Raw genomic sequence first — 19,863 nt, 5'->3', positions numbered from 1 at the left:
ACCCTGTCCAGGGTCCGCAACTCGCCGTACGCGGGTTCCTGCAAAAACGTCGGAATCCGCGGGGAGGTCGCCCGCTGCGGCCGGTGGCCGGGCACTCGGTCGGCATACCTGAGCGGTGCGAACAGCCGCGCCACCCAGCCGTTACTGAGCGTGACAACTGCTCATGATCGCGTGGAAAAGCTCGATCGGTGCTCATGATCACGCGGAAGTTCTCACGAAACTGCGGAACCTACAAGCAGCGCTATGGGCGTGCGGAGCGGAGGGCGCGTCCGTACTGCCAGGCGTGTTCTCGGGCTGCGGCTTCCAACTGGTCGTATCCGTGCTGGGCCGTCATCTGCCCCGGGTGCTTGCGGTACCGGTAGACCGGCAGGCGCAGCAGGATCCCCGGGGCGAGGACCGTGACGCCGACGGCCGCCATGTAGTCCTCGCCCTGAACGAGGCCGCCCATCGGTGCTGCTCGTACGAGATCGGTGCGGGCGAGGCTCGTGGTCGGCCCGATCGGGATCATGTCCTGCGGCCGTGCCCAGTAGTTCATGACGTCGCCGGCCCCGTGTCGGCCTGGCGGCGTCGGGCAGCGCCACCAGCGGCGTTCGTGAGCGCCGTCGGATCTAGCGGATGGACCGCAGCCGACGATCTACCGAAGAATCTCTGACTCAGGTCACTAGGAGCACGGCGCCGAACCGGCGCGGCCGCCGCTCCGTGGCGGTGCTCGCCGCCCGGGTCCGCGACGCGCACGCCGCCCGCGTTTGGCTGCGCTCGGGCACGGCAGCTAGGAGCCGTACTGCGACGCGGAGTTCGGCATCAGCCGCGTGCAGGCGTACCGGCTCCTGGACGTCGCCCGCTTCCTCGCCGCGATCCACGGCGCCGTCGCGGCCCACGCCGATTCGTCTCGCACGCGAGACAGCGACCCGGCCGCGCGGTGGCGCTCGACTACGGCCTGTTCCAGCGCGCCCTGATCGCCGTCTTCAGCCGCAGTGGACGTCGCGGAGCTTGATCACCCGCCGCCTCGCCACGCTCGCCCACAGCGGCCTCCAGGCCCTCGACACGGCCACGGTGCGGGCGGTGGTCCGCCAGGCCGTCCGCGACGTCCGTACCGCACCGCCTCCGCCGCCCGCCGATCCGCCCGCGGACCCGACCGTCGCCGCGCTGCGCGCCGTCGTCGACTAGCTCGCCGCCAGCACCCACGCGATCGGGGAGCTCATGCTCGAAGTCGCCCCGGCCTACCTCTCCAACATCGAGGCCGCCGACGTCCTGGCGCTGTTGTGCGACCTGATCGGCGAACCCCTCGAACACGGCCTCGCCGCCCGCCGCTACGCGATGTCCGGCGACCGCCGCGCCCTGCACGGCACCGTCCTGTAGACCTCCCATCCCGGCTGCCCCGGTGAGGCACACAACCTGTTTCCCCAGGTGGGCGAGGTGCGTATGAGGGTGTGAGGTGTGAGCCGCGGGCCTGCGGCCGTGAGGTCCCGCTGCTCCTGGTGGTGCTGCACGCCGTGGTGGGCAGCAGCGGTCGCCGCCGGGCTGCTGCTCGCGGTCATGATCTTGGTCCCCCGGTTGGAGCAGGGCGGTGCCGCGGGTGCAGCGCAGCATTTGCATGGACCAGGCGGCACACGGGTGCTGCACGGGTAGCAGGCCGGCCCCGGCCAGTGCAGCACGGCCAGCTGCTGCACGCTGATCGGACCCTGCTGCAACAAGCCCGCGCCCGCTGCTCCAGGGCCGGGAAGCGGGCCATGGCTGCGTAAGGAGCACGGAGAGCGGTTGTCGATGAATCTTGGCAACAGTTGTCGATCGCTGCGTCGGGAAATGTCGGTGAGAACTGACACCGCGTGGGGGGCCGGGAGTGTCGGTGGCTGCTGAGAGCATCAGTTCATGACTGACCGCACTGCTCTGATCACTGCGTACTGGGATGCCGCTGCAGCGGCCTTCGACGACGAGCCCGACCACGGGCTGCGGGCTGACCACACACGTGCTGCGTGGGCTCGACTCCTGCGTTCCTGGATGCCGGCCCATCCCGTCGATGTGCTCGACATCGGTTGCGGCACCGGATCGATGTCCTCGCTGCTGGCCGAGGCGGGGCATCGCGTAACAGGAATTGACCTGGCCCCGCGCATGGTCGAGCAGGCGTGCGCGAAGTTCAGCAGCGCTGGCCTCGAAGGTCGCTTCCTGGTCGGCGACGCCATGATGCCCCCGACTGGGGAACAGCGCTTTGGCGCCGTGCTGTCGCGGCATCTGGTGTGGACGCTGCCTGACCCGGAGGCCGCGTTGCGTGAGTGGGTGTCCCGCCTGAGTCCGGGCGGCCGGCTGGTGCTGGTCGAAGGTCGATGGAGGGAGGCAGGCCAGAGTGGTGAGCCGTATGTGACCGGCGCCGAATCGCTGCCGTGGAACGGCGGAATCAGTGCCAGCGACCTGGCAGCAGCAGTGCGGTCCCTTGTTTCTGGCCTGCGCGTTGAGCCGCTCAGTGATAACCCGGATCTTTGGGGTGGCCCAGTGGACGATGAACGCTATGTCCTGATCGCTGACGCGTGACGTGCTGAAAACGGTCAGCCCGCGGCGGCTTCATCTTCGGCGGCGCGGGCGCGGGTGGTGGCGAGTCGGTAGGAGTCGGTGCCGGTTTCGATGATGTTGCCTCCGAAGGTGAGGCGGTCGACGATGGCCGCGCAGAGGCGGGGATCGCTGAAGGACCTTGGGCCAGCCGGAGAAGGACTCGTTGGAGGCGATGGCCACGCTGTTCTTCTCCTCACGCTCCGTCAGAACTCGGAAGAGGAGCTCGGCGCCCCGCCGGTCGAGTTTCATGTAGCCGAGCTCGTCGATGCACAAAAGATCAACGCGTCCGTAGCGGGCGATGGTCTTGGTCAGCTGCTTCTCGTCGGCGGCTTCGACTAGGGCGTTTCCTTCGGATCATCTGATCGTTGGTTGATGTGTGTCGTTGACTGACGCCCAGTGGGCGAGGATCGAGCCGTTATTGCCGGATCGGACCCCTCGGCGGGGTGGGCGGTGGCGTGATCACCGGCAGGTGATCGACGCGATCGCGTTCAAGTACCGCACGGGTACGCCGTGGATGGACCTGCCCGAGCACTTCGGCTCATGGAAAGGCGCTCACAACCGGCTGCGGAAGTGGGCCGCCGACGGCACCTGGGAGAAGGTCTTCACCGCCCTGCTCGCCCAGGCCGACGCTGAAGGCGACCTCGACTGGATCGTCGCGGTCGATTCCACCATCGTCCGAGCCCACCAGCACGCTGCCGGGGCCCGTCAAAAGGGGCCCCTGTCGGCGAGCCGGACGACCATGCCCTCGGACGGTCCCGCGGCGGGCTGACCACCAAGATTCACCTCGCCGCGGACAGCCGCTGCCGGCCGCTCGCCTTCGTCCTCACCCCCGGCCAGGCCGGTGATGCACCCGCCTTCCTCGAGGTCATGGCCAGCCTCCGGGTGCCGCGGCGAATCGGCCGGCCCAGGACCACCCCGGGCGTGGTCCTGGCGGACAAGGCCTACTCGTCCCGCGCAATCCGGGCCCATCTGCGCCGGCGCGGAATCCGGGCGGTGATCCCTCAACCCTCCAACCAGGTTGCCAAGCGCAAGAAGCGAGGCCGATCCGGCGGCCGCCCGCCTGCCTTCGACCGCGAGGCATACAAGCAGCACAACACCGTCGAGCGGTGCATCAACAAGCTCAAGCAGTGGCGCGGCCTGGCCACCCGCTACGACAAAACCGCCACCATCTACCTCGCCGGACTCCACATCGCCGCCATCTTCATCTGGTCGGCGAGGTGATCCGAAGGAAACGGCCTAGGCTCACGGTCGTGATCGCGATGGTGGAACGGCTGGTGCCGGATGGTTTGTGGGAGTTGTTTCAAAGGGTGGTTCCGGCTGCTCCGGTGCGGCCGCAGGGTGGTGGCCGACGCAGGTATGGGGACCGACAGGTGCTGGCGGCGATCGTGTTCGTGGCCACGACGGGCTGTACGTGGCGACAGCTGCCGCCGGTCTTCGGCCCGTCCGGGCCGACCGCGCACCGGCGCTTCACCGAGTGGAGCCGGGCTGGGGTGTGGGGCAGACTTCACCGTTTGGTTCTGGACGAGCTCGGCGCCCGCGGCGCACTGGACTGGTCGCGGTGCGCAATCGACTCGGTGAACATGCGGGCCTTGAAAGGGGGGACCTGACGGGCCTGAATCCCGTAGATCGCGGCAAGAAAGGCTCAAAGATCCACTTGATCACCGAGCGGACCGGCCTGCCCATCTCGGTAGGCATCTCCGCCGCAAACACCCATGACAGTCAGTGCCTGGAGCCCTTGGTCCGGGGCATCCCGCCCATCCGCTCCCGGCGCGGACCCCGCCGCCGACGGCCCGCCAAGCTCCACGCCGACAAGGGCTACGACTACGACCACCTGCGCCGATGGCTCCGGTCCCGCAACATCACCCCTCGCATCGCCCGCAAGGGCATTGGGTCCTCTCAGAGACTGGGCCGCCACCGTTGGACCGTGGAGCGAACAGTGGCCTGGCTGGCCGGCTGCCGCCGCCTCCACCGTCGCTACGAGCAAGGCGGAACACTTTCTGGCCTTCGCCGGAATCGCAGCCGCTCTGATCTGCTTTCGTCGATTGGACCGGCCGGCCATGTCACACGGCGCCGAGAAACCCCGGATCAACTCCATCGAACTGTCGGCATGAGTCCCGGGCGACGCCGAGCAACTCTGTCATGGGCACGGAGCGACGACTGGTCGCGGAGAGGTCCTGACGTGCCTCGGTAGACCACAACGGCGGAAACAGCGACAGGCCCTGGTCCCCGTGCAGTGCTTGGACTTCTTCCTTCCAGCCAGACCAGCGAAGATCCGCGTAAAACTCATCAAACGCCCCTGATGCCAGCCAGGCCATCCACGCTGAGTGACCGCCCCCCAAAGCCTCCCAGCGAAGCGAATCCGGAGCGAAGTACACCATCTCTCCTGGAGCCCCAGGACGCCCGTGGTCTGCCGGAGACCCGCCGTTGAGCGCGAAGACCCCGCCCAGCACATCGCGTGCCACCACCAAACCGGAATCCACTCGCCACGCAGCGTCGAACGCTCCAGGGAACTGGTTGACCTGCGCCAGACTCGGCACCCCATGCGCCGCCCCGTCCGCCGGGCTGCCGAAGACCCGCAGCCATCCGCCGTCCACCAGCAGACCGCCGCAGTGCAGCACCACCGCACCCAGGTAAGACCTGGCCGTGACCTGCAATTGGAGAAGCGAAGCCTTCCCCAGGCTGCCATCGGGCGGGAGTACCTCAATAGACACCGGCCCGGCACCGACGATCTCCCGGAGTTCCGGCCAAGCCGGTTCCTCGACGTCGATCAACTCGCTCAACTTGCGCATGCCCGCATCGTCGCACCCGCACCGTGCGCCCCAACCGACAGGGCCCTTCGGCGCACCAATCGCCTATCGAGACGACCTCTTAGTCGGCGGAGCTGAGCGTCATAGCTGGCGGCTATGCCCGGCCGCCAGCGACGATGCGTCGCCGCCATAGCTCTTGGACAGGTCCTGAGCGCGACCTGGCGTCCGCATGCCAAGATCCGATCGGCGGCGCTGGGGCGCCATCCAATCTTTGGAGTGGACATGTCCGACCGGCAAATCGGCACGGTGAAGTGGTTCAACGATGAGAAGGGGTTCGGCTTCATTACCCCGGCAAGGGGGCGGCGACGACCTCTTCGTGCACTTCAAGGCCATCGAGTCCGATGGCTTCAAGTCCCTGAAGGAAGGCCAGACCGTCTCGTTTGTCGCTGAGCGTGGGCAGAAGGGCATGCAGGAGGCGCAGGTCCGCCCGGAATAACCCGCTTGCGGGCTGAGTGCCGCAGTTGGCGAAACTCGCCCACTGCGGCACTCAGTCAAAGGCGCGCCGCAGGAGAGCAATAGTCAAGAGTTGTGGGTGAGCTGATTTCAGTTCTCGCTGCGGTGGTTGAGGCTGGTCCTGGCAGTGTTGCGGATCCGTTTGGTGCGGCCGGCGTCGGCGAGGATCTCGATGGCCTCGGTGTTCGTCCCGGCGGCGGTCTTGAGCTGGAGCCAGTTGGATGACGCGAGCAGGTCGTCCGCCTGCCAGGGCAGGCTGAGCGTGATGGCGCGGAAGAGCGACCACTCCCGCAGGCGCTGAGCCAGGAAGGGGTAGTCGATCGTAACCTGGGTCATCGTCTGCGCCCACTCCTCGTAGGCGGGACCGGGGTAGAGGCCGGCGGCTCGACGGTCCAGGTGCCGCAGCACGGCGGACTGGGCCATCGTCTGGTCCGAATCAGTGAGCACCCGGCTGACCAGGTCGACCTCGTTCGCGTCGGCAACGTGCCCCGAGTGCCGAAGTTCGCCGTTGCGGTCGCGGTGTCGCTGGCGTCCACGGTCGCGGTGACCGACCAGCCCAGGTCGATGGTCTCCTTGCCGGTGCCGTTCCAGGTGGTCTGCGCGGTGCCCCGCCGCAGGGCGTACTGGTGGACCTCATCTGCCTTCCAGTACGCGGTCGGCCGGGCGTTGTTGATCCCGTTCGTCCACTTCACGTTCGACGTCACACATGAGCTGCACGTCGACACGACGTTCCACTTGGGGTGACGCCTTGCAGCGCCGCGTCGACGGAGACCGGAGCGATCACGATCTGCTGGTCGAACTCCGCGAAGTCCGACCCGTATGCACCCTTGTTCGGGTAGGCCTTGATCCGCTGCTCGAAGTCGAACTCGGCGAAGCCGATCTCCGCATCCCGGTCGGCGTCGACGAACATCAGCGTCGCCGACCCGATGTTCTTCAGGCACGCCTCCCCGCGGGTGATGTAGTCCTTGCCCGCCGGCTTGTCGTAACACCATCCACGGAGTCGAGCACGGGGCATTGCGTCCCCTCAGCCGGGTTAGGGTTCGCTGAGACGACGCATGCACAGCGGGGGACAAATATGTCGTTTGACGCAGAGTGGGCGCAGCACAAGGCGGACGCACTCGCTCAGAGCAGTTCCATGCGGCTCAATTCCGTGTCCAGGGAGCCCGGCGGGACGGGAACGCTGGTGGCCGATGTCTCGTCTATCAACGGCAACGCGAACCTGTTGATCGAGATCGCCGCCCTGCTCCACGAAGGGAAGCCGGACGCCGAGGTGGGCACCATGGCCCGCGCGCCGCGGGCACATGCCGATGTCTCCGCGCAGGTCGACCGGTTCGCCCGGTTCGCCACCGATCAGTTCCTGGACACCGTCACCCTGTTCGCCGCGCTCGCCACCAAACTCAAAGCCGCGGGCAGTGACTTCGCGACTGTGGAGGACGACAACGCCCGCAGGTTCCTCGACAGTGTCCTGCGAAACGGTCGGTACGTGGCACCGGAGGCACGGTGAGCGAGCTCAGCCACCGCAGCGACGTCGAGTTCCTGGCCGAGTGCAACCCCGCGCTCGTCGAGCGCAACGCGGACGAATTCCAGCGCATCCGAGACCTGCTCGTGGAGGTCGGGGAACCGGCGCGGCGCGCGGCGACCCGTACGGAATGGCACAGCGACGGCAGCGACAGCTACACGGGACGCCTGACGGAGGCGCGCGCGCTGGTCGACCACCTCACCGAGGGATACGACAAGGCCGCCAGCGCCCTGCGCACCTACGCGTACGCCCTGCGAACCGCCAAGTCCTACTTCTCCCAGGGCAAGGAGTGGGAGCAAGCCCTCGCCTCCCTCATCGCCACCAAGGGGACCGCGATCACCCGCGAGGCCCAGGAGGCGGAGCCCATGCGCCAGTGGGAGGACATGCGCGGCACGACCGGCTTCCTCGACTGGTTGGCCGAGACCACGATGGAAGTCGACGACATCAAAGACGAGGCGAACCGCCTGCACGACGCCGCAGGCTCCAGCTTCCACCTGGCCAAGACCACGGAGAAGGAAGCCCGTGACGTCTGCGTCCACACCCTTAAGGCTGCCTACGAACTGCTGCCCGAGTTCCGCCTCGGAGCCGGCGTCGAGCGCGTCGACGTCTATTCGGCCATGGCCGCCGTGCGGCGAGAGGCGCAGGAGGCACGCGGCAACCCGCTCACCCACCTCCCCGGCAGCGGCCCCAAGCGCGACTTCACCCCACCCGTCGGGGACGACGCCCTGTCGCCCGCTCTGAAGGACATCCGGATGCGTGTGGCGGGCCTCCCAGAGGCGGACGACAACTACTGGGACCCACCCAGCACCGCGGAGGGCCGTCGCGAGTGGATCGCGGCCAACAAGGAGATCATCCAGGCCGCCGCGCAGCGCTCAGGCCTGCCCGCGGACATGGTCGCGGGCATCGCCTGGCAGGAGATCGGAGGCCAGCCGGGGATCGCGGACGATGTGGTCGACGCCGCCCGCGAACAGGCAGCCGCCCTGTGGGGCCTTTCGCCCATTGCACCGACGAACCTGCCGTGGCGAGCGGGCGGCATGCCCGACGAGACGTCGTTCGGGCCGATCGCCATCCAGGTGAGGCGCGGCGCCGAAGTGCTGGGCTACGACCCGGCGAACCTCACACAGCAACAGCGGGACATGATCGAGGAGTCCCTGCAGGATCCGGCGCAGAACATCTTCATCGCCTCCGAGTACCTCGCACAGCTGAAGGCGGAGAGCGAGTTCGCCGACCTTCCGGCCAACCGTATGACCAGCGCCCACTACCAGGAGCTCGCCGCCCGTTACAACGGAGGCCCCTATTGGGAGTCGGACAAAGCGCAGCGATATGGTCGCCTCTTCGACCGGGACCTCGCCGACGCAAGGAGCGCCCTGGAGTGACATCGGACCAGCCGTACCACCCGGACCAGGACCGAAAGGCCCTGCGCTGGGTCCTCGCCGTTCCCCTGGTGATCCTTCACGTTCTGTCGGCGGGCTGCTGCTACTACGCACTGGCTACCCGCCCGGGCAACGCCGTGGACACAGCCGCAGTCGACGCGATCGTGCTGCTGTCGGTCATGACCATCCTCCTCAGCGCCTGCGCGCTCGCCATCACCCTCACCCCCTCGGCCCGCCGCTCCCTGGGATCCTGGTGGCTCGTCCCGCCCGCGGCCATGATCCTGCTCGCTGCCCTGCGCTGGGCGACCGTCTGATGCCCGTCGTGACCTCGGCGGTTACCGCTACCCGGGTCAGGACCGGAGGGCCATCCTGCACTGGGTTTCTTGCACCGAAGGTCACGGGCCACTCCCAACAGGTTGACAGACAGCTACAGCGTCGCACCGACAGTTGAGCCAGCATGGGCCGGCGGTCAATGGCCTGCCTCGGCAATGATTCTCCTGCGCCCGCTAGAAGTACCAGTTGGCAAGATCCCCGATTCGCTCGATGCAGTCAGCGAAGTAGGAGTCGGGCACCGGCTTGGGGAAGTTCGGGTGTGACGTCCACGACGGGACCCAGGTCGCGACCTCGTAGAACCCCTCAGCGACCCAGCGATCGAGCTTCTCGTCGGACTGGGATCGCTCGCACGCGGCCCGCATTGCCCGTTCCAGGCGGGTGAAAGCCGCCCGGTCCCACTCCAGATCCCCACGCAGCCGCAGCAGAAAGCTCCCCTCCTCTGCGTCGAACTCCCGCCTCAGAACCTCGGTGATCTCGTCCATGGCCGAGATCATGACAGCCCACGGAGAGACCCCCGACACTGCCCACGGCCAACCATCACGCCCGACCATCAAGCGGTGCACATTTGCTGTACTTGGCGGAGCACTCAGAGGGCTCTGGCAAGATTTTCGTAGCTGGAGATCATCTCGGTGACACGGTCGGCCGGTCCGCGTAGCGGCGGCGGAGGTGGGCGATCAGAACGACGCGATGGCGGAGGAGAGGGACGCCAGCGCGACCGGCCATCAGGCGTTTCTGCAGCTTGACGTCGGTGATGCGGCCTTCGTTGACCCCTGAGTTGTAAGGGGTGGTGATCCCCTGGGTGACGGCATGCCGGTCTTCGCGAAGGGCTCCGGCGAGACCGACAAGAGGGGCCAGGCCGCTGTCTGCGAGGTCGTTCAGCCAGCCCGGGAGTCAACCCGCGCAACTTCACCCGCCACCCCACCGCCACGCCCTTCAGCGCGCACAAGCAGATCAAGAACCTGAGCCGCCACCTCGGCAGGCTGAGGCGCCTGCCCGAACTGCTGGACAACCTTCCCCCGGGCACCACCTTCGACCTGGCGCCCGGCCCCGACCAGAGACCGACCCGGCCCCGCGGTGAACTCGTTGCCGCACTCGTCACCGTGCGGCCGCACTACACCCCTGGCTGCCGCCACCACTGCGACCTGGCCTTTCACTGCCGCACCGAGGCCCTCAACCAGGGCAGGACCGCTGCCCTGGGCACCGCAGTCCGCGACGACCTCGCGGGAATCGACACCATCGCCAAAGCCCTGGACCTCACTGACGGACGCATGCACCCCTCACGGGACCAGCAAGACATCACCCAGGCCCTGCGCCACGCACAGCGCATCCACGCAGACCTCCACACGGACACCGCATGATCCAGCTCACCTCCCTCCTTCGGATGCGCGCCGCCCACACCGGCAACGCCCAACGCGCCAGCCAACTGCGCCACCTCCACCTCAGCGACCAGCCGCTGATGCTGCTGGCGCTGAAGCAAACCGGCCCCGCCGCACGACCGCTGGCCGTCATGCTGGGCACCGACCCGCACCGCCCCCAGCTCCTGGTCGCGCCGCCCTCGGGCAGCACCGGCCCCATGCTCGCCGCCCTGGCAGACACGGTCACCGCCTACATCAACGCCTGCCAGCGGCACCGCGAACACCTGCCCGCCACCAACAACAAGCCGGCACGCTGGCGCTACACCGACGCCCCCCAGATCCTCGTCCCCAACCCCCAGACCGTGCAGCACCTGAAAGACCTCGGAGACGACCTGAGGTTCCGCAGCGTCGACGACCAGGCTCCCGGCTCCCGGGCCGTCCAGTGCCTGGGACACTGGCTCACCTATCTCACCGACCGCGCCGACCTCCCCGGCTCAGCCGCCCTCATCCCCATGACCAGTTTCCTCGGCATGCACTGGATCAGCGGCCAAAGCCCTCTCGAGGACGAGGACCTGGCCACCCTGCTGGCCTGGATCGACCCGCCCCGCCACGCAGCCTCGGGACGCGACGCCGCACTGGAGGCAGAAGACCCGGCCACCCACCGCCCGGCGGGACCAGCCACCGACGCCCCCTTCGACAACGACCACCTGGCGCCCCTGTTCGACGCCTATGCCCGCGCCCGGCGCCGGGCCCTGGACCAGGAGCAGACCCGCACCCTGCAAGAACTCGACCGTCTGCTGGCCACCTACCTGCAGCCCACCTGGGATTTGATGTGGCAGGCCTACACGCTCCTGCAGGCCCTCCCCGAAGCCAAGAGCACTGCACGCCGCTGGGACCACGAACGCACCGTATTCACCGACGAATGCACCTACCTGACCCAGGACGGACGCCCCCGTCCGGCCCGCGACAATGCCGTTGCCGCCGCCGTCCGCCTGGCCCGCATGGAACACGCAGCCGTCGCCTTCGCCGCCGAACGCACCGCCGACGACCCCTTCGTACGGGCAGAACTGCGCACCACCGGCAAAGCCTTCGGCGGCACCGTCACCACCATCGACGCGGAACACACCCTGCGCGGCCCCAGTGGACGTACCCAATGGCGGCCCCGGCTCACCGTGTCCACCCCGGACCCCGTGCCGATGGAAACCGGTCAGCTCCTGGCCTGCCACACCTACCGCAGCGCCCGCTACAAGATCTGCGAGGTCACCCCGGCCGACGGCGACACTCTCGTCGAACTTGAGATCACCGCCGGCATGGGCACCATGGACCGCCCCAACCACGCCGTCCTGCCCGACGCCGGCGCCTTCCTCGTATTCACCATCGCACCCGCCCCCTACCGGATGCCCGAATTCCCCGCACGAGAGCAGACACCCTGGACCCACGGCGGGCCTCCCGCCGACCAGCCGGACCACAGCAACGAGGGCGAGGGCGAGGAAGAACAGTGACACCGCCTCACCGGCCGTCGCCGCAGCAGCAGATGGACCAGGCCGCCCGCGCCGTCCTGGAGCAACTGCCCACGCTCACCCACCGCGGACTCGTCGTGGACTCCCCGCCCGGCGCTGGCAAATCCACCCTGGTCGCCCGAGCCGCCGACACCCTCGCGCAATCCAGCACCCCCTGCCCCGTCATCGCCCAGACCAACAGCCAGGTCGACCACCTCGTGCGGCGATTCGCCCGGCACCACCCGCACCTGAGAACCGCCCGGCTCACCGCAACGGATTACACAGTCCCGCACGACCTGCAGGCACATCCCGGCATCCGCATCGGCACCCGCATCGAAGCCCTCGAAAAGACGGCCGACGTCATCGTGGGAACCGCCATGAAATGGGCCACGGTCACCGACCGCCGATGGCCATGGGCGATCATCGACGAGGCCTACCAGATGCGCTCCGACACGCTTTTGTGGACCGCCGGCATCTTCGAACGGGCCCTCTTCGTCGGAGACCCCGGCCAACTCGACCCCTTTTCCGAGGTCGCAACCGACCGCTTCCAAGGCCTGTCCCACGACCCCATGAACAGCGCGGTCGCCGTCCTGCTCGCCAACAACCGCGACCTGCCCGTCCACTCACTGCCCGTGTCCTGGCGCCTGCCGCCTCAGCCGTCCCCCCGATCAGCAACGCCTTCTACCCCTCCACGACCTTCCACGCCGGAAGCAGTGAAGCCGACCGAACCCTCACGTTCTCCCCTCTCGACATCCGCACCCCCACCGACGAGGTCATCGAGCACGCCGCCCGAACCGGATGGGCACTGTTCGAACTACCGGCCCGCATCACCGGCCAGCGCGACATCGAAGCCTTCCAGAGCACCCTCGGCATCGCCGACCGGCTGCTGACCCGACGCGCCATCACCACCTGCGAGGAAACCCCCCAAGGGCACGCCCTGCAGCCCGGTGACATCGCCATCGGCACCGCCCACCGCAGCCAGGCTCACGACATCCGCGCGCTCCTGGCCCGCCACTACCCCCAACTGCACGGCGTCACCGTCGACACCGCCAACCGGCTCCAAGGCTGCGAATTCCGCGTCACCATCGTCCTGCACCCCCTCTCCGGCCGCGGCGACGCCTCCACCTTCCACCTGGAAGCCGGCCGCCTGTGCGTCCTCACCTCACGCCACCGCCACGCCTGCATCGTCGTGGCCCGCGCCGGCATCGCCGAACTCCTCGACGCCCACCCCTCCAACGATCCCGCACACCCCGGAGCCGCCTCCAAGGTCGCCGACGGCTGGGAGGCTAATCACGCAGTCCTCGCCCACCTGACCCAGCACACCATCTACGCTCAGGCACAGCCCCGTCGCTGGCGCGGATGAATAGGTCGCCGCACGCCTGCCACATGAAGGCGGGTTGATGGGAGCGTCGTCGCTGGGGCGCCCTCAGTCCTCGTCGTCGAGGGTGTCGTCGGCTGACTCGTGGTGGACGTTGACGCCGGCTCGGCAGCGCGCGGCGCCGATCGTGTCGTGCAGCCGGGCGAACAGGTCGGGCCGGATGAGTAGATCAGCTCCCGCGACCGCGGGCAGGAGTGGTTCGTAGTTTCCGTCGTGGACGAGGCGGCCGTGCCACTGGCGGCAGATCATTGCCTCACCGGTGGCGTCGCTGAGGCTGAACCCGCAGATTCCCTCTGTGGGTTCAAGGCCGAGTGCGGCCACGACGCTGGCTGCGGGTGCGAGTACGTAGACGGGCAGGCCGAGGCCGCTCAGGGTGCGAGGGCGAGGCGTATCGATCAGGCCAGCGGTTCCAGCGTCAGTGAGGGCCGTCAAGGCCTGGTCTGCGGCACTGATGTGCTCGGCTGCTGACTCGGTTGTAAGGCCGAGTCCCAGGCGCCGCCACGGGCTGGTCCACAGCTGCCAGGGGGCCTGGCAGGCGGGTAGTGTGCCGGGCGGCGGGTCGTCGTCGAGGGCCTCCAGGCCGACGGCGATCTGCAGTTGGCGGGCGGGCTGATCCGGGTATCGGCGTGCAGGAGTGCGCTGCCGCTCGAACAAGCCGATCTGCACCCAGCCCTCGTGCGGACCTTCATCCACGCGAGCAAAGGCCATGGCGCTTCCCGGCAGGGACCGCAGGCCCGCGACCGAAGCGAAGCCGGAAGGCGGCCAGGGCTTGTCCGCTTGATGGCTCTCACTGAACCACGGTGCTGGATCAAGCGACCACGCCAGGGCCTCGGGACGAGTCAGAGGGCGGGGAATGCGGGCGAATTCGGCACGCAGGGCCGCGCGGGGGTCATCGCGCAGTCGCGCGGCCGCGCCGCGTTCGAAATTCTGGGCGTTGCCGAGATGTCCCGCTTGGGCAAGCGCGGCACGCAGGCCGGCGGCAGCGCGTTGCAGGGCCTCTTCGGCGGCGGCCTGGTCGGCGAGATAGGCGTCGGGAAGCTGGCTGCGGCGTCCATTGGTCAGAAGGTCCAGCTGCATGCGCATGAGCGTCTCGACGTCCGGAAGAGCATCGATCACGAGATCGATGACGGTCTCGCGGAGCCCGGCCGGACTGCCGGCGGCGTTTAGGCGGTCGCCCAGGTAGTGGTCGACGAGGTGGGTTGCGAACTCCCGAGGGTTGTTCATGCGCTGTCCTCGCTGGGGGAGAGGGCGGCGGCGATGGCGCGTGCGAGTGTCGGATGAGCTGCCGTTGCCGCAGGGGCGGGCGCCTGGTGGCCAGCGCGGGCCAGGATGGCGGACGCATCGGCACGGACGGACAGCACGTCACTGCCGCACAGCGTGACGAGCTGTTCGAGAAGGGCGGCATCCAGAGGTCCGTCGGGCAGGTGTCCTTGTAGGACGGTCAGGAGCCAGGTCAGGGGGCCAGCTCCGAGGTCGAAGGAGAGGACGCGTGCCAGGGCTGCCTGCGCCTGGCCGGAACGGCTGGCCAGCAGAACCGTCGCTGCGATCAGGGCGCGGCGCTTGTCGCCGCGTTCGGGCAGGGCAATCGTGGCCAACGCAAGTTCGCACAGTGCGGTGTCGATGTCGTGCTGGGTCGCCTGCTCCGGCACCGGGTGGTAGGCACCCTGGCCGAGACGGGCACGGCCCGGCAGACGGTGGGCGATGACGCCATACGCCGCATCCCAGCAGGCGAAAGCGCTGACAGCCGGGGGTGAAGCGAGCGGGGGCTGAACAGCGAACGCCGAGACCAGGGCCAGGCTGACACCGATAGTGCGGCTGTAGGACGCCTCGGCGACGGCCTGGGCCACCTGGTCTGCGAGGTTGCGGGCTGCGGTGGCCGGGTCCGCGTAGTGCGCCTGCTGCCACAGATCCAGCCGGTCATTGCCGCCGAAGGAACGCCATCCGCCGCCGCCTCGCATCTTGGTGTAGGCGAGCATGCCCGCCGTGGCGGCGAGAGGGCCGAAAACACCAGGATCGCTGTCCTGGCGCAAGCGGAGCCCCGAGGCGAGGTCGGCCAGCAGCTCAAGAGGGTTGGAGGCGTTCATCTCGTCGGCGATCCGGTGCAGGAACTGGGCGGCTGCGTCTGCTCCCTGACCGTCGATGACCTCCAAGAGCCGCCACCCGACCGCATTGGCCAGGGCATCCCTCGACCAGCGTGGGCCCGAGGGGGCATCGTATGCCTTGCTGGTGCGGTCACGGACCGCAGCAAGCGCGCCAGCAGCACCTGCGGGCAGCGTCGGGCGCTGCTGGGCGTGCAGATACGCGTCTGTGGTGGGGTGCTTCTCGGGGCCGAACCAGTCACGTGAGGTGTTGTTGGGCACGGGGCGGGGCGCCCAGGGCAAGCCGCCCTCACCGCCACAACGCTGTGCTGCTGTGCGCAGCGCAGAAGTGGGCTCGTCCCCGGCAGCCTGCGATGCGGCGATCAGTGTCTGGTCGTCGTAGGTGGAGGTGATTGCATTGGCCAGCACCGGCAGGAGACGCGAGGCGCGGGCCGCGTCGTCGCCGGGCAGGTCAGCAAGCCTGGTGAGCAGAGCAACGTCCTGCCGGATACTGCGGCCATCGGGTCCAGCGGCGATGCGGAGCGCGGCCAGGACGACGGGGTCGGCCGTGTCAGCCTGCGTGGCCAGCAGCTGCCGGTGGGCCGCGCTTACCCGGCCATCGGGCAGCCCGGACTCGGCCAGCAGCACCTGGGCGCCTAACTGCGCGGCACCCCGCGGATCCAGGCGCGCAAGGGAACGCCACCACTCCTGCGGCGTTCCCGCCGTGCCCCGCCCGTCGGTGCAGTCCGCGACGAGATGGACAAGAGGCTGCGTACGCGCCAGACGCACCTGCGCCTGGACGGGATCGGCCTGCATGAGCTGAGGCAGCGGATCCAGCAGCTCCTCGATGGTGATGTCCTTGTGACCGCCATAGGCCCCCATGTAGCGGGCGGCACGCTCCCAGCACCGCTGCGCCTCGTGCGGGTCGTCGCAGGCGAGACTCACACGGGCCATCTCAAGCTCGAAGTCGGCGTCCTCCGCATACAGAGCACGGCGCTCGGCTTGCGCTCCGCGCAACGTGCGCATGAGCTCGTGCACGACGTCGGCCCCTGCCTGACCGACGCTCCCGGCGAGCAGGGACACCAGCTCCGTGGTGATCAGCGGGCCGGTTCCGGCCATGCCCATGAGAGAGGTGGTGGTGCCCTCGCTGACGGCTTGCAGGAAGGCGATGCCCACAGCGACATCATCGCCGCGCAGCAGGGCGACGGCGTCGTGCAACACCTGCCGCACCTGCCGGTGGATGTCCGCAAGATCGCAAGCCCGGGGGCTGCCCGTGAACGCGTATGCATGCTGGGCAAGTTGTTCGAGCGCGACACGCACGGTGGCGGACGCGGTTTCGGCTGTGAGGATGCCCGCCTCGACGTCGCGGTGCAGGCCGACGGTGGCAAGGGTGAAGCGCAGCCAGGCACGGTAGAAGCCATCGCCGTCCAGGAGGGGGAGCAGTCGGGCGGGCGCCTGCGGATCGGCTGCATGGGCCACGGCCAGCAGTGTCAGCCACCTGTTCACCGGGCCGGACAGGCCACTGGCACGATCGGTCAGTACATCCTGTGTTGCTTTCGCGAGAACCGCGGCGATGTCCCCGGAAAAGAGCTCCTCGGCAAGGTCCGACACTGCCACACCATGGCGGAGCAGGCGCCGCGGGTCGCACGGCCCGCTGGCCCAGGCCGCGGTGGCCAGCGTGCGGGCAGACGGCAGCGCGCCGCCCGCCGTGCCATGGGCGTCCGCAAGGTGCAGCAAAAGGGCCGCGCGCCGGTCGGGCTGCTCGATGAGCTCCGCGCTCTCGAGCAACGGGTCTGGACCCAGACAGTCCAACAGCACACCCAGCGCATCCTCAGGCGAGGTCAGAGCCTCCTGGTCGAGGAACCGGGCGACCCGCTGCGCGAGCGTACGCGGGGCCTGCCCGAGCTCGACATCGTCAGCAGCCCGGGCTGGCAACCGGATCCGTCCGCGCAACTCCGCCAGGAACACCGACTCATCGCTCTCGGATCCGTAGTGGACACGCTCATCCTTGCGTGCCTTGTCCCAGGCCGTGAGGTACGCCTCCCACGGGGCGGCACAGCCGGCCCGGTCGACCGCCGCACACAGCTGCAGGCCCCACCGCGCCGCCATCGTGGTCACACCCTCGTACATCAGGCTTGCCGCCACGCGGTCGGCTCCCACCAGCGCCACCAGCACATCCGCATACGGCACCAGGGAACCTGGCAGGCCTTCGTCCTCATACGTCGCCCGCGCCCGGCTCAGTTCGATGCAGCGCACCAGTGTGGGCCAGTCGTTGCGGACCGCCGCACGCCGCGCGGCAACGGTCAGAGTGTGGACGATGGCCTGAGGCGGCTGCAGCCCGGCAATCGCGCGGGTGAGGAAATCGGGTTCGATTAGCAGAGCGAGTTCGTCATCGCGCCCCAGTGCGGCCAGCAGTTCGGGCAGGTGCCGGAACGCGCGGGGATCGGTGAAGAAGCCCCGTTGGGACAACCAGTCGGCGGCCTGGGACCGGACCTGATCGACCCACCTGTCGTCGCCATCGACCCGGCGGATGAAGCGGCTGAAGCTCTCATGATGGATCTTCAGTCCGCCGATGCCCGGCTGTTGCGCGACGATTGGTGCCACGCTGTTCAGCGCGGCACCGAGTTGCATTCCGGGCAGCGGGAAAATTTCCTCGAGCTCCGATGTACTCACAGCGAAGTCGCAGACTGCGAGCATGCTGACAGCAGAGCGCTGTCCGGGGGTCAGACCGGCCAGCAGATAGGCGTAGTAGTCGTCGAGGTCGTGCGCCGACGACGGCACCGTCCGCAACCTTTCCAGAGGATCGCCGGCACCATCCGGCGCCGGCGCCGCTCCCAGGCCCGGGGCAGGACCAATGGCCTGCCGGCACAAATACGTGGCGTACAGGGCGTTGCCTCGAGAGCGCTCCTCGATCAGTGCGACCGCGGTCCTCGCCCGCGCAGCGGGATCGAGCCCCTCACCGGCAGGGGAGGACGCCAGGGCCGTCAGCACGCCCAGGCGGTCCGCCAGAGCATGCAGTTCGGCGCGGTTGAGCGGGGCAACGGTGAGACGGGAGGCACCGGCGTCGACGGCCTCGAGGTGAGGGCCGGGCTGACTGGCCAGGACGAGCACGACACCGGGCGGCAGTTCCAGGGCGGAGAGGTCCGTGACCAGAGAGGCCGCCGGGTCCACCTGCGGACGAAAGGCGCTGCCGGTGGTGGATCCAAGAACCCGGCTGACATGGTCGATACCGTCCACGATCAGCGCGATCGGCCGGTCCGGTGCCAGGCCGCGCGCGGCAGTGACCGCGGCCGTGAGGGTCTCCGGCGTGGCCGCGTAGCGTGGCCTGACCTGCGCCAGCGCCTCTGGAACGGCCGTCCCCAGCTGCTTCAGCAGGCTGCCGATCACGACCTCGGTCAGCACACGCTGCTCACGGTCGATGTCCGCGGCACCGAGCCAGCAGTGATGCCTCACCGCCAGCCATGTCTCCCGCAGCGCATCCCCGAGCTGCTCACACAACCACGACTTGCCGATGCCGGGAGCGCCGGTGACCACCACGACACCCCCCTGCTGCGCAGCGTCCTTCACGGCCGCGACCACGCCCGTGAGCACCGTAGGACGTCTCACCTCGGTGGCACGGTCCACGGGGTGCCCCTCACGGACCGCTCCGAAGTCGACTTCCAGACTCAGACGAGGAAGCAGGTCCTCGACCATCACGGTCCCCGCCCGGCTGCGCGCCGCTTTGGCCGCCTCGATCAGGGCCAGCGCCACCTCCTCGGGTGTGCGATGCCGGTTCGGCGGCCGTCCGGCACCGAGTTCTTCGGTGATGCGGTGCAGCAAGGCCGCCTCGGCTGGCCCGGGCTCGCGGATGTTGAGCGAACACGCCGGAAGATCCGTGTCGACGACCAGGGATGCGCAAGCGCGGTTGAGCAGGTCATCACTGACCTGGGCGAGCATCTCCTTCCACGGAGCGTGTGCACGCAGCGCAGCGGCGTCGAAACGGAACCGTTTGCTGCTCAGGCCGTGCAGTGCAGGCCCGGGATCGGTGCTGGCGTGGACCGGGCGCAGCACCCGGGTCAGCTCGGGATCCTCCGGCTGCATGTCGCGCACCACGAGGCGGTGCGAGGAACCCGGATCCGAGGTGAAGTCGTGGTCCATGGAGGAGAAGAGCAGATCCAGGCGTAGGCCTCGCTTGTCCTTTGTAAAACTCTCCAGCGACAACGCGCGGTCATAATCCGTGTGCTTAATCTGCAGCCGCTCGCGGCTGCCGGTGCTCCACTCGCACGTGATGTCATCGAATCGGTCGCCGGTGAACATCTTTGTGTCGACCAGCAGGGAATTCGCACGTCCCACCGCCAGGTCCACCAGTCGCAGCGCGGTGAGCAGGTCCTGGTAAGCGTAGCCAAGGTGTGTCGGGCGCAGCCCCATGCTCACCTCCAGCGTGCCTTGCTCACTTGGCACCCCCCATGGTGCGCGTCGCGGTCACTCTAACCTCCCTGACGTACCGGGACGGAACGGAAACCCAAGGAGAGATCGTGTGCGCAA

17 protein-coding genes and 6 pseudogenes are annotated in these 19,863 nt (G+C 68.6%); 15 read left to right on the top strand and 8 right to left on the bottom strand.

The window, feature by feature from the left end; all coding sequences use genetic code 11:
* Positions 1-241: 241 nt before the first annotated feature.
* Positions 242-580 (bottom strand): annotated as a pseudogene (locus ABZZ38_RS26865) (glycosyltransferase); the annotation flags it as partial.
* A 410-nt stretch (positions 581-990) separates the two neighbouring features.
* On the opposite strand from ABZZ38_RS26865, the gene ABZZ38_RS26860 reads away from it, so the two are divergent.
* The 3 genes from ABZZ38_RS26860 to ABZZ38_RS26850 all read left to right on the top strand — a co-directional run bounded on the left by ABZZ38_RS26860 (position 991) and on the right by ABZZ38_RS26850 (position 2,526).
* Positions 991-1,167, top strand: a complete 177-nt coding sequence (locus ABZZ38_RS26860; RefSeq protein ID WP_356744497.1) for a hypothetical protein — start codon at positions 991-993, stop codon at positions 1,165-1,167.
* A 33-nt stretch (positions 1,168-1,200) separates the two neighbouring features.
* A complete protein-coding gene (locus ABZZ38_RS26855) occupies positions 1,201-1,359 on the top strand; it encodes a hypothetical protein (RefSeq protein WP_356744495.1) in 159 nt (52 codons plus the stop codon).
* A 510-nt stretch (positions 1,360-1,869) separates the two neighbouring features.
* Positions 1,870-2,526: a class I SAM-dependent methyltransferase gene (locus ABZZ38_RS26850; protein ID WP_356744494.1), complete on the top strand. Its 657-nt coding sequence runs from the start codon at positions 1,870-1,872 to the stop codon at positions 2,524-2,526.
* Positions 2,527-2,540: 14 nt separating this feature from the next.
* On the opposite strand, the pseudogene ABZZ38_RS26845 reads toward ABZZ38_RS26850, so the two are convergent.
* Positions 2,541-2,883: pseudogene (locus ABZZ38_RS26845) on the bottom strand (ATP-binding protein); the annotation flags it as partial.
* A gap of 37 nt (positions 2,884-2,920) precedes the next feature.
* Between ABZZ38_RS26845 and ABZZ38_RS26840 the strand changes: the two are divergent.
* Together ABZZ38_RS26840 and ABZZ38_RS26835 are read left to right on the top strand one after the other, a co-directional pair.
* Positions 2,921-3,765: pseudogene (locus ABZZ38_RS26840) on the top strand (IS5 family transposase).
* Between the two features lie 38 nt (positions 3,766-3,803).
* A pseudogene (locus ABZZ38_RS26835) lies at positions 3,804-4,655 on the top strand (IS5 family transposase).
* Here ABZZ38_RS26835 and ABZZ38_RS26830 read toward each other — a convergent pair.
* On the bottom strand, positions 4,605-5,333 hold the full coding sequence (locus ABZZ38_RS26830) for a DUF2625 domain-containing protein (protein ID WP_356744492.1): 729 nt from the start codon (positions 5,331-5,333) through the stop codon (positions 4,605-4,607). The pseudogene ABZZ38_RS26835 and the gene ABZZ38_RS26830 sit on opposite strands and share 51 nt — an antisense overlap.
* A gap of 240 nt (positions 5,334-5,573) precedes the next feature.
* On the opposite strand from ABZZ38_RS26830, the pseudogene ABZZ38_RS26825 reads away from it, so the two are divergent.
* Positions 5,574-5,787 (top strand): annotated as a pseudogene (locus ABZZ38_RS26825) (cold-shock protein).
* Between the two features lie 107 nt (positions 5,788-5,894).
* Here the strand turns inward: ABZZ38_RS26825 and ABZZ38_RS26820 are convergent.
* Positions 5,895-6,251 (bottom strand): hypothetical protein, encoded by a 357-nt coding sequence (locus ABZZ38_RS26820; RefSeq protein WP_356744490.1) that lies wholly within the window; start codon positions 6,249-6,251, stop codon positions 5,895-5,897.
* 45 nt (positions 6,252-6,296) lie between these two features.
* Here ABZZ38_RS26820 and ABZZ38_RS26815 point away from each other — a divergent pair, with 45 nt between their 5' ends.
* Positions 6,297-6,548: a hypothetical protein gene (locus tag ABZZ38_RS26815; RefSeq protein WP_356744488.1), complete on the top strand. Its 252-nt coding sequence runs from the start codon at positions 6,297-6,299 to the stop codon at positions 6,546-6,548.
* Here the strand turns inward: ABZZ38_RS26815 and ABZZ38_RS26810 are convergent.
* Positions 6,505-6,819, bottom strand: coding sequence for a hypothetical protein (locus tag ABZZ38_RS26810; protein WP_356744486.1), 315 nt, complete (start codon positions 6,817-6,819; stop codon positions 6,505-6,507). The genes ABZZ38_RS26815 and ABZZ38_RS26810 overlap by 44 nt on opposite strands.
* Positions 6,820-6,987: 168 nt before the next feature.
* On the opposite strand from ABZZ38_RS26810, the gene ABZZ38_RS26805 reads away from it, so the two are divergent.
* Genes ABZZ38_RS26805 through ABZZ38_RS26795 form a run of 3 tightly spaced genes read left to right on the top strand, consistent with a single transcriptional unit; the run spans position 6,988 to position 9,010 of the window.
* Positions 6,988-7,308 (top strand): hypothetical protein, encoded by a 321-nt coding sequence (locus tag ABZZ38_RS26805; RefSeq protein ID WP_356744484.1) that lies wholly within the window; start codon positions 6,988-6,990, stop codon positions 7,306-7,308.
* Entirely contained in the window at positions 7,305-8,699 is a 1,395-nt protein-coding gene (locus tag ABZZ38_RS26800) for a hypothetical protein (protein WP_356744482.1), read from the top strand. The genes ABZZ38_RS26805 and ABZZ38_RS26800 overlap by 4 nt, the downstream gene beginning before the upstream one ends.
* Entirely contained in the window at positions 8,696-9,010 is a 315-nt protein-coding gene (locus ABZZ38_RS26795) for a hypothetical protein (protein ID WP_356744480.1), read from the top strand. Before ABZZ38_RS26800 ends, ABZZ38_RS26795 begins: the two co-directional genes overlap by 4 nt.
* A 192-nt stretch (positions 9,011-9,202) precedes the next feature.
* Here the strand turns inward: ABZZ38_RS26795 and ABZZ38_RS26790 are convergent, their stop codons facing one another.
* Entirely contained in the window at positions 9,203-9,511 is a 309-nt protein-coding gene (locus ABZZ38_RS26790) for a hypothetical protein (RefSeq protein ID WP_356744478.1), read from the bottom strand.
* A 618-nt stretch (positions 9,512-10,129) separates the two neighbouring features.
* On the opposite strand from ABZZ38_RS26790, the gene ABZZ38_RS26785 reads away from it, so the two are divergent.
* The 5 genes and pseudogenes from ABZZ38_RS26785 to ABZZ38_RS26765 all read left to right on the top strand — a co-directional run bounded on the left by ABZZ38_RS26785 (position 10,130) and on the right by ABZZ38_RS26765 (position 13,246).
* Positions 10,130-10,387, top strand: coding sequence for a hypothetical protein (locus tag ABZZ38_RS26785; RefSeq protein ID WP_356744476.1), 258 nt, complete (start codon positions 10,130-10,132; stop codon positions 10,385-10,387).
* Entirely contained in the window at positions 10,384-11,886 is a 1,503-nt protein-coding gene (locus ABZZ38_RS26780; protein ID WP_356744474.1) for a hypothetical protein, read from the top strand. Before ABZZ38_RS26785 ends, ABZZ38_RS26780 begins: the two co-directional genes overlap by 4 nt.
* Positions 11,883-12,773, top strand: a complete 891-nt coding sequence (locus ABZZ38_RS26775; RefSeq protein WP_356744500.1) for a hypothetical protein — start codon at positions 11,883-11,885, stop codon at positions 12,771-12,773. The genes ABZZ38_RS26780 and ABZZ38_RS26775 overlap by 4 nt, the downstream gene beginning before the upstream one ends.
* Positions 12,659-13,021 (top strand): annotated as a pseudogene (locus ABZZ38_RS26770) (helicase); the annotation flags it as partial. The gene ABZZ38_RS26775 and the pseudogene ABZZ38_RS26770, both read left to right, overlap by 115 nt.
* A gap of 51 nt (positions 13,022-13,072) precedes the next feature.
* Positions 13,073-13,246 carry a hypothetical protein gene (locus ABZZ38_RS26765; protein WP_356744498.1) on the top strand — a complete coding sequence of 58 codons (174 nt, stop codon included), beginning with the start codon at positions 13,073-13,075 and terminating at the stop codon, positions 13,244-13,246.
* A gap of 63 nt (positions 13,247-13,309) precedes the next feature.
* Here ABZZ38_RS26765 and ABZZ38_RS26760 read toward each other — a convergent pair whose 3' ends face one another.
* Complete coding sequence (locus ABZZ38_RS26760; protein WP_356744472.1) at positions 13,310-14,485, bottom strand: hypothetical protein; 1,176 nt, start codon at positions 14,483-14,485, stop codon at positions 13,310-13,312.
* Positions 14,482-19,746: an AAA family ATPase gene (locus ABZZ38_RS26755; RefSeq protein ID WP_356744470.1), complete on the bottom strand. Its 5,265-nt coding sequence runs from the start codon at positions 19,744-19,746 to the stop codon at positions 14,482-14,484. The genes ABZZ38_RS26760 and ABZZ38_RS26755 overlap by 4 nt, the downstream gene beginning before the upstream one ends.
* Positions 19,747-19,863 lie beyond the last annotated feature (117 nt).

The sequence above is a fragment of the Streptomyces sp. NPDC006368 genome, assembly GCF_040612535.1.
Taxonomy (GTDB): Bacteria; Actinomycetota; Actinomycetes; order Streptomycetales; family Streptomycetaceae; genus Streptomyces.
The sequence above is the reverse complement of the archived record's forward strand: the minus strand, read 5'-3'. Positions and strand labels throughout refer to the sequence as shown.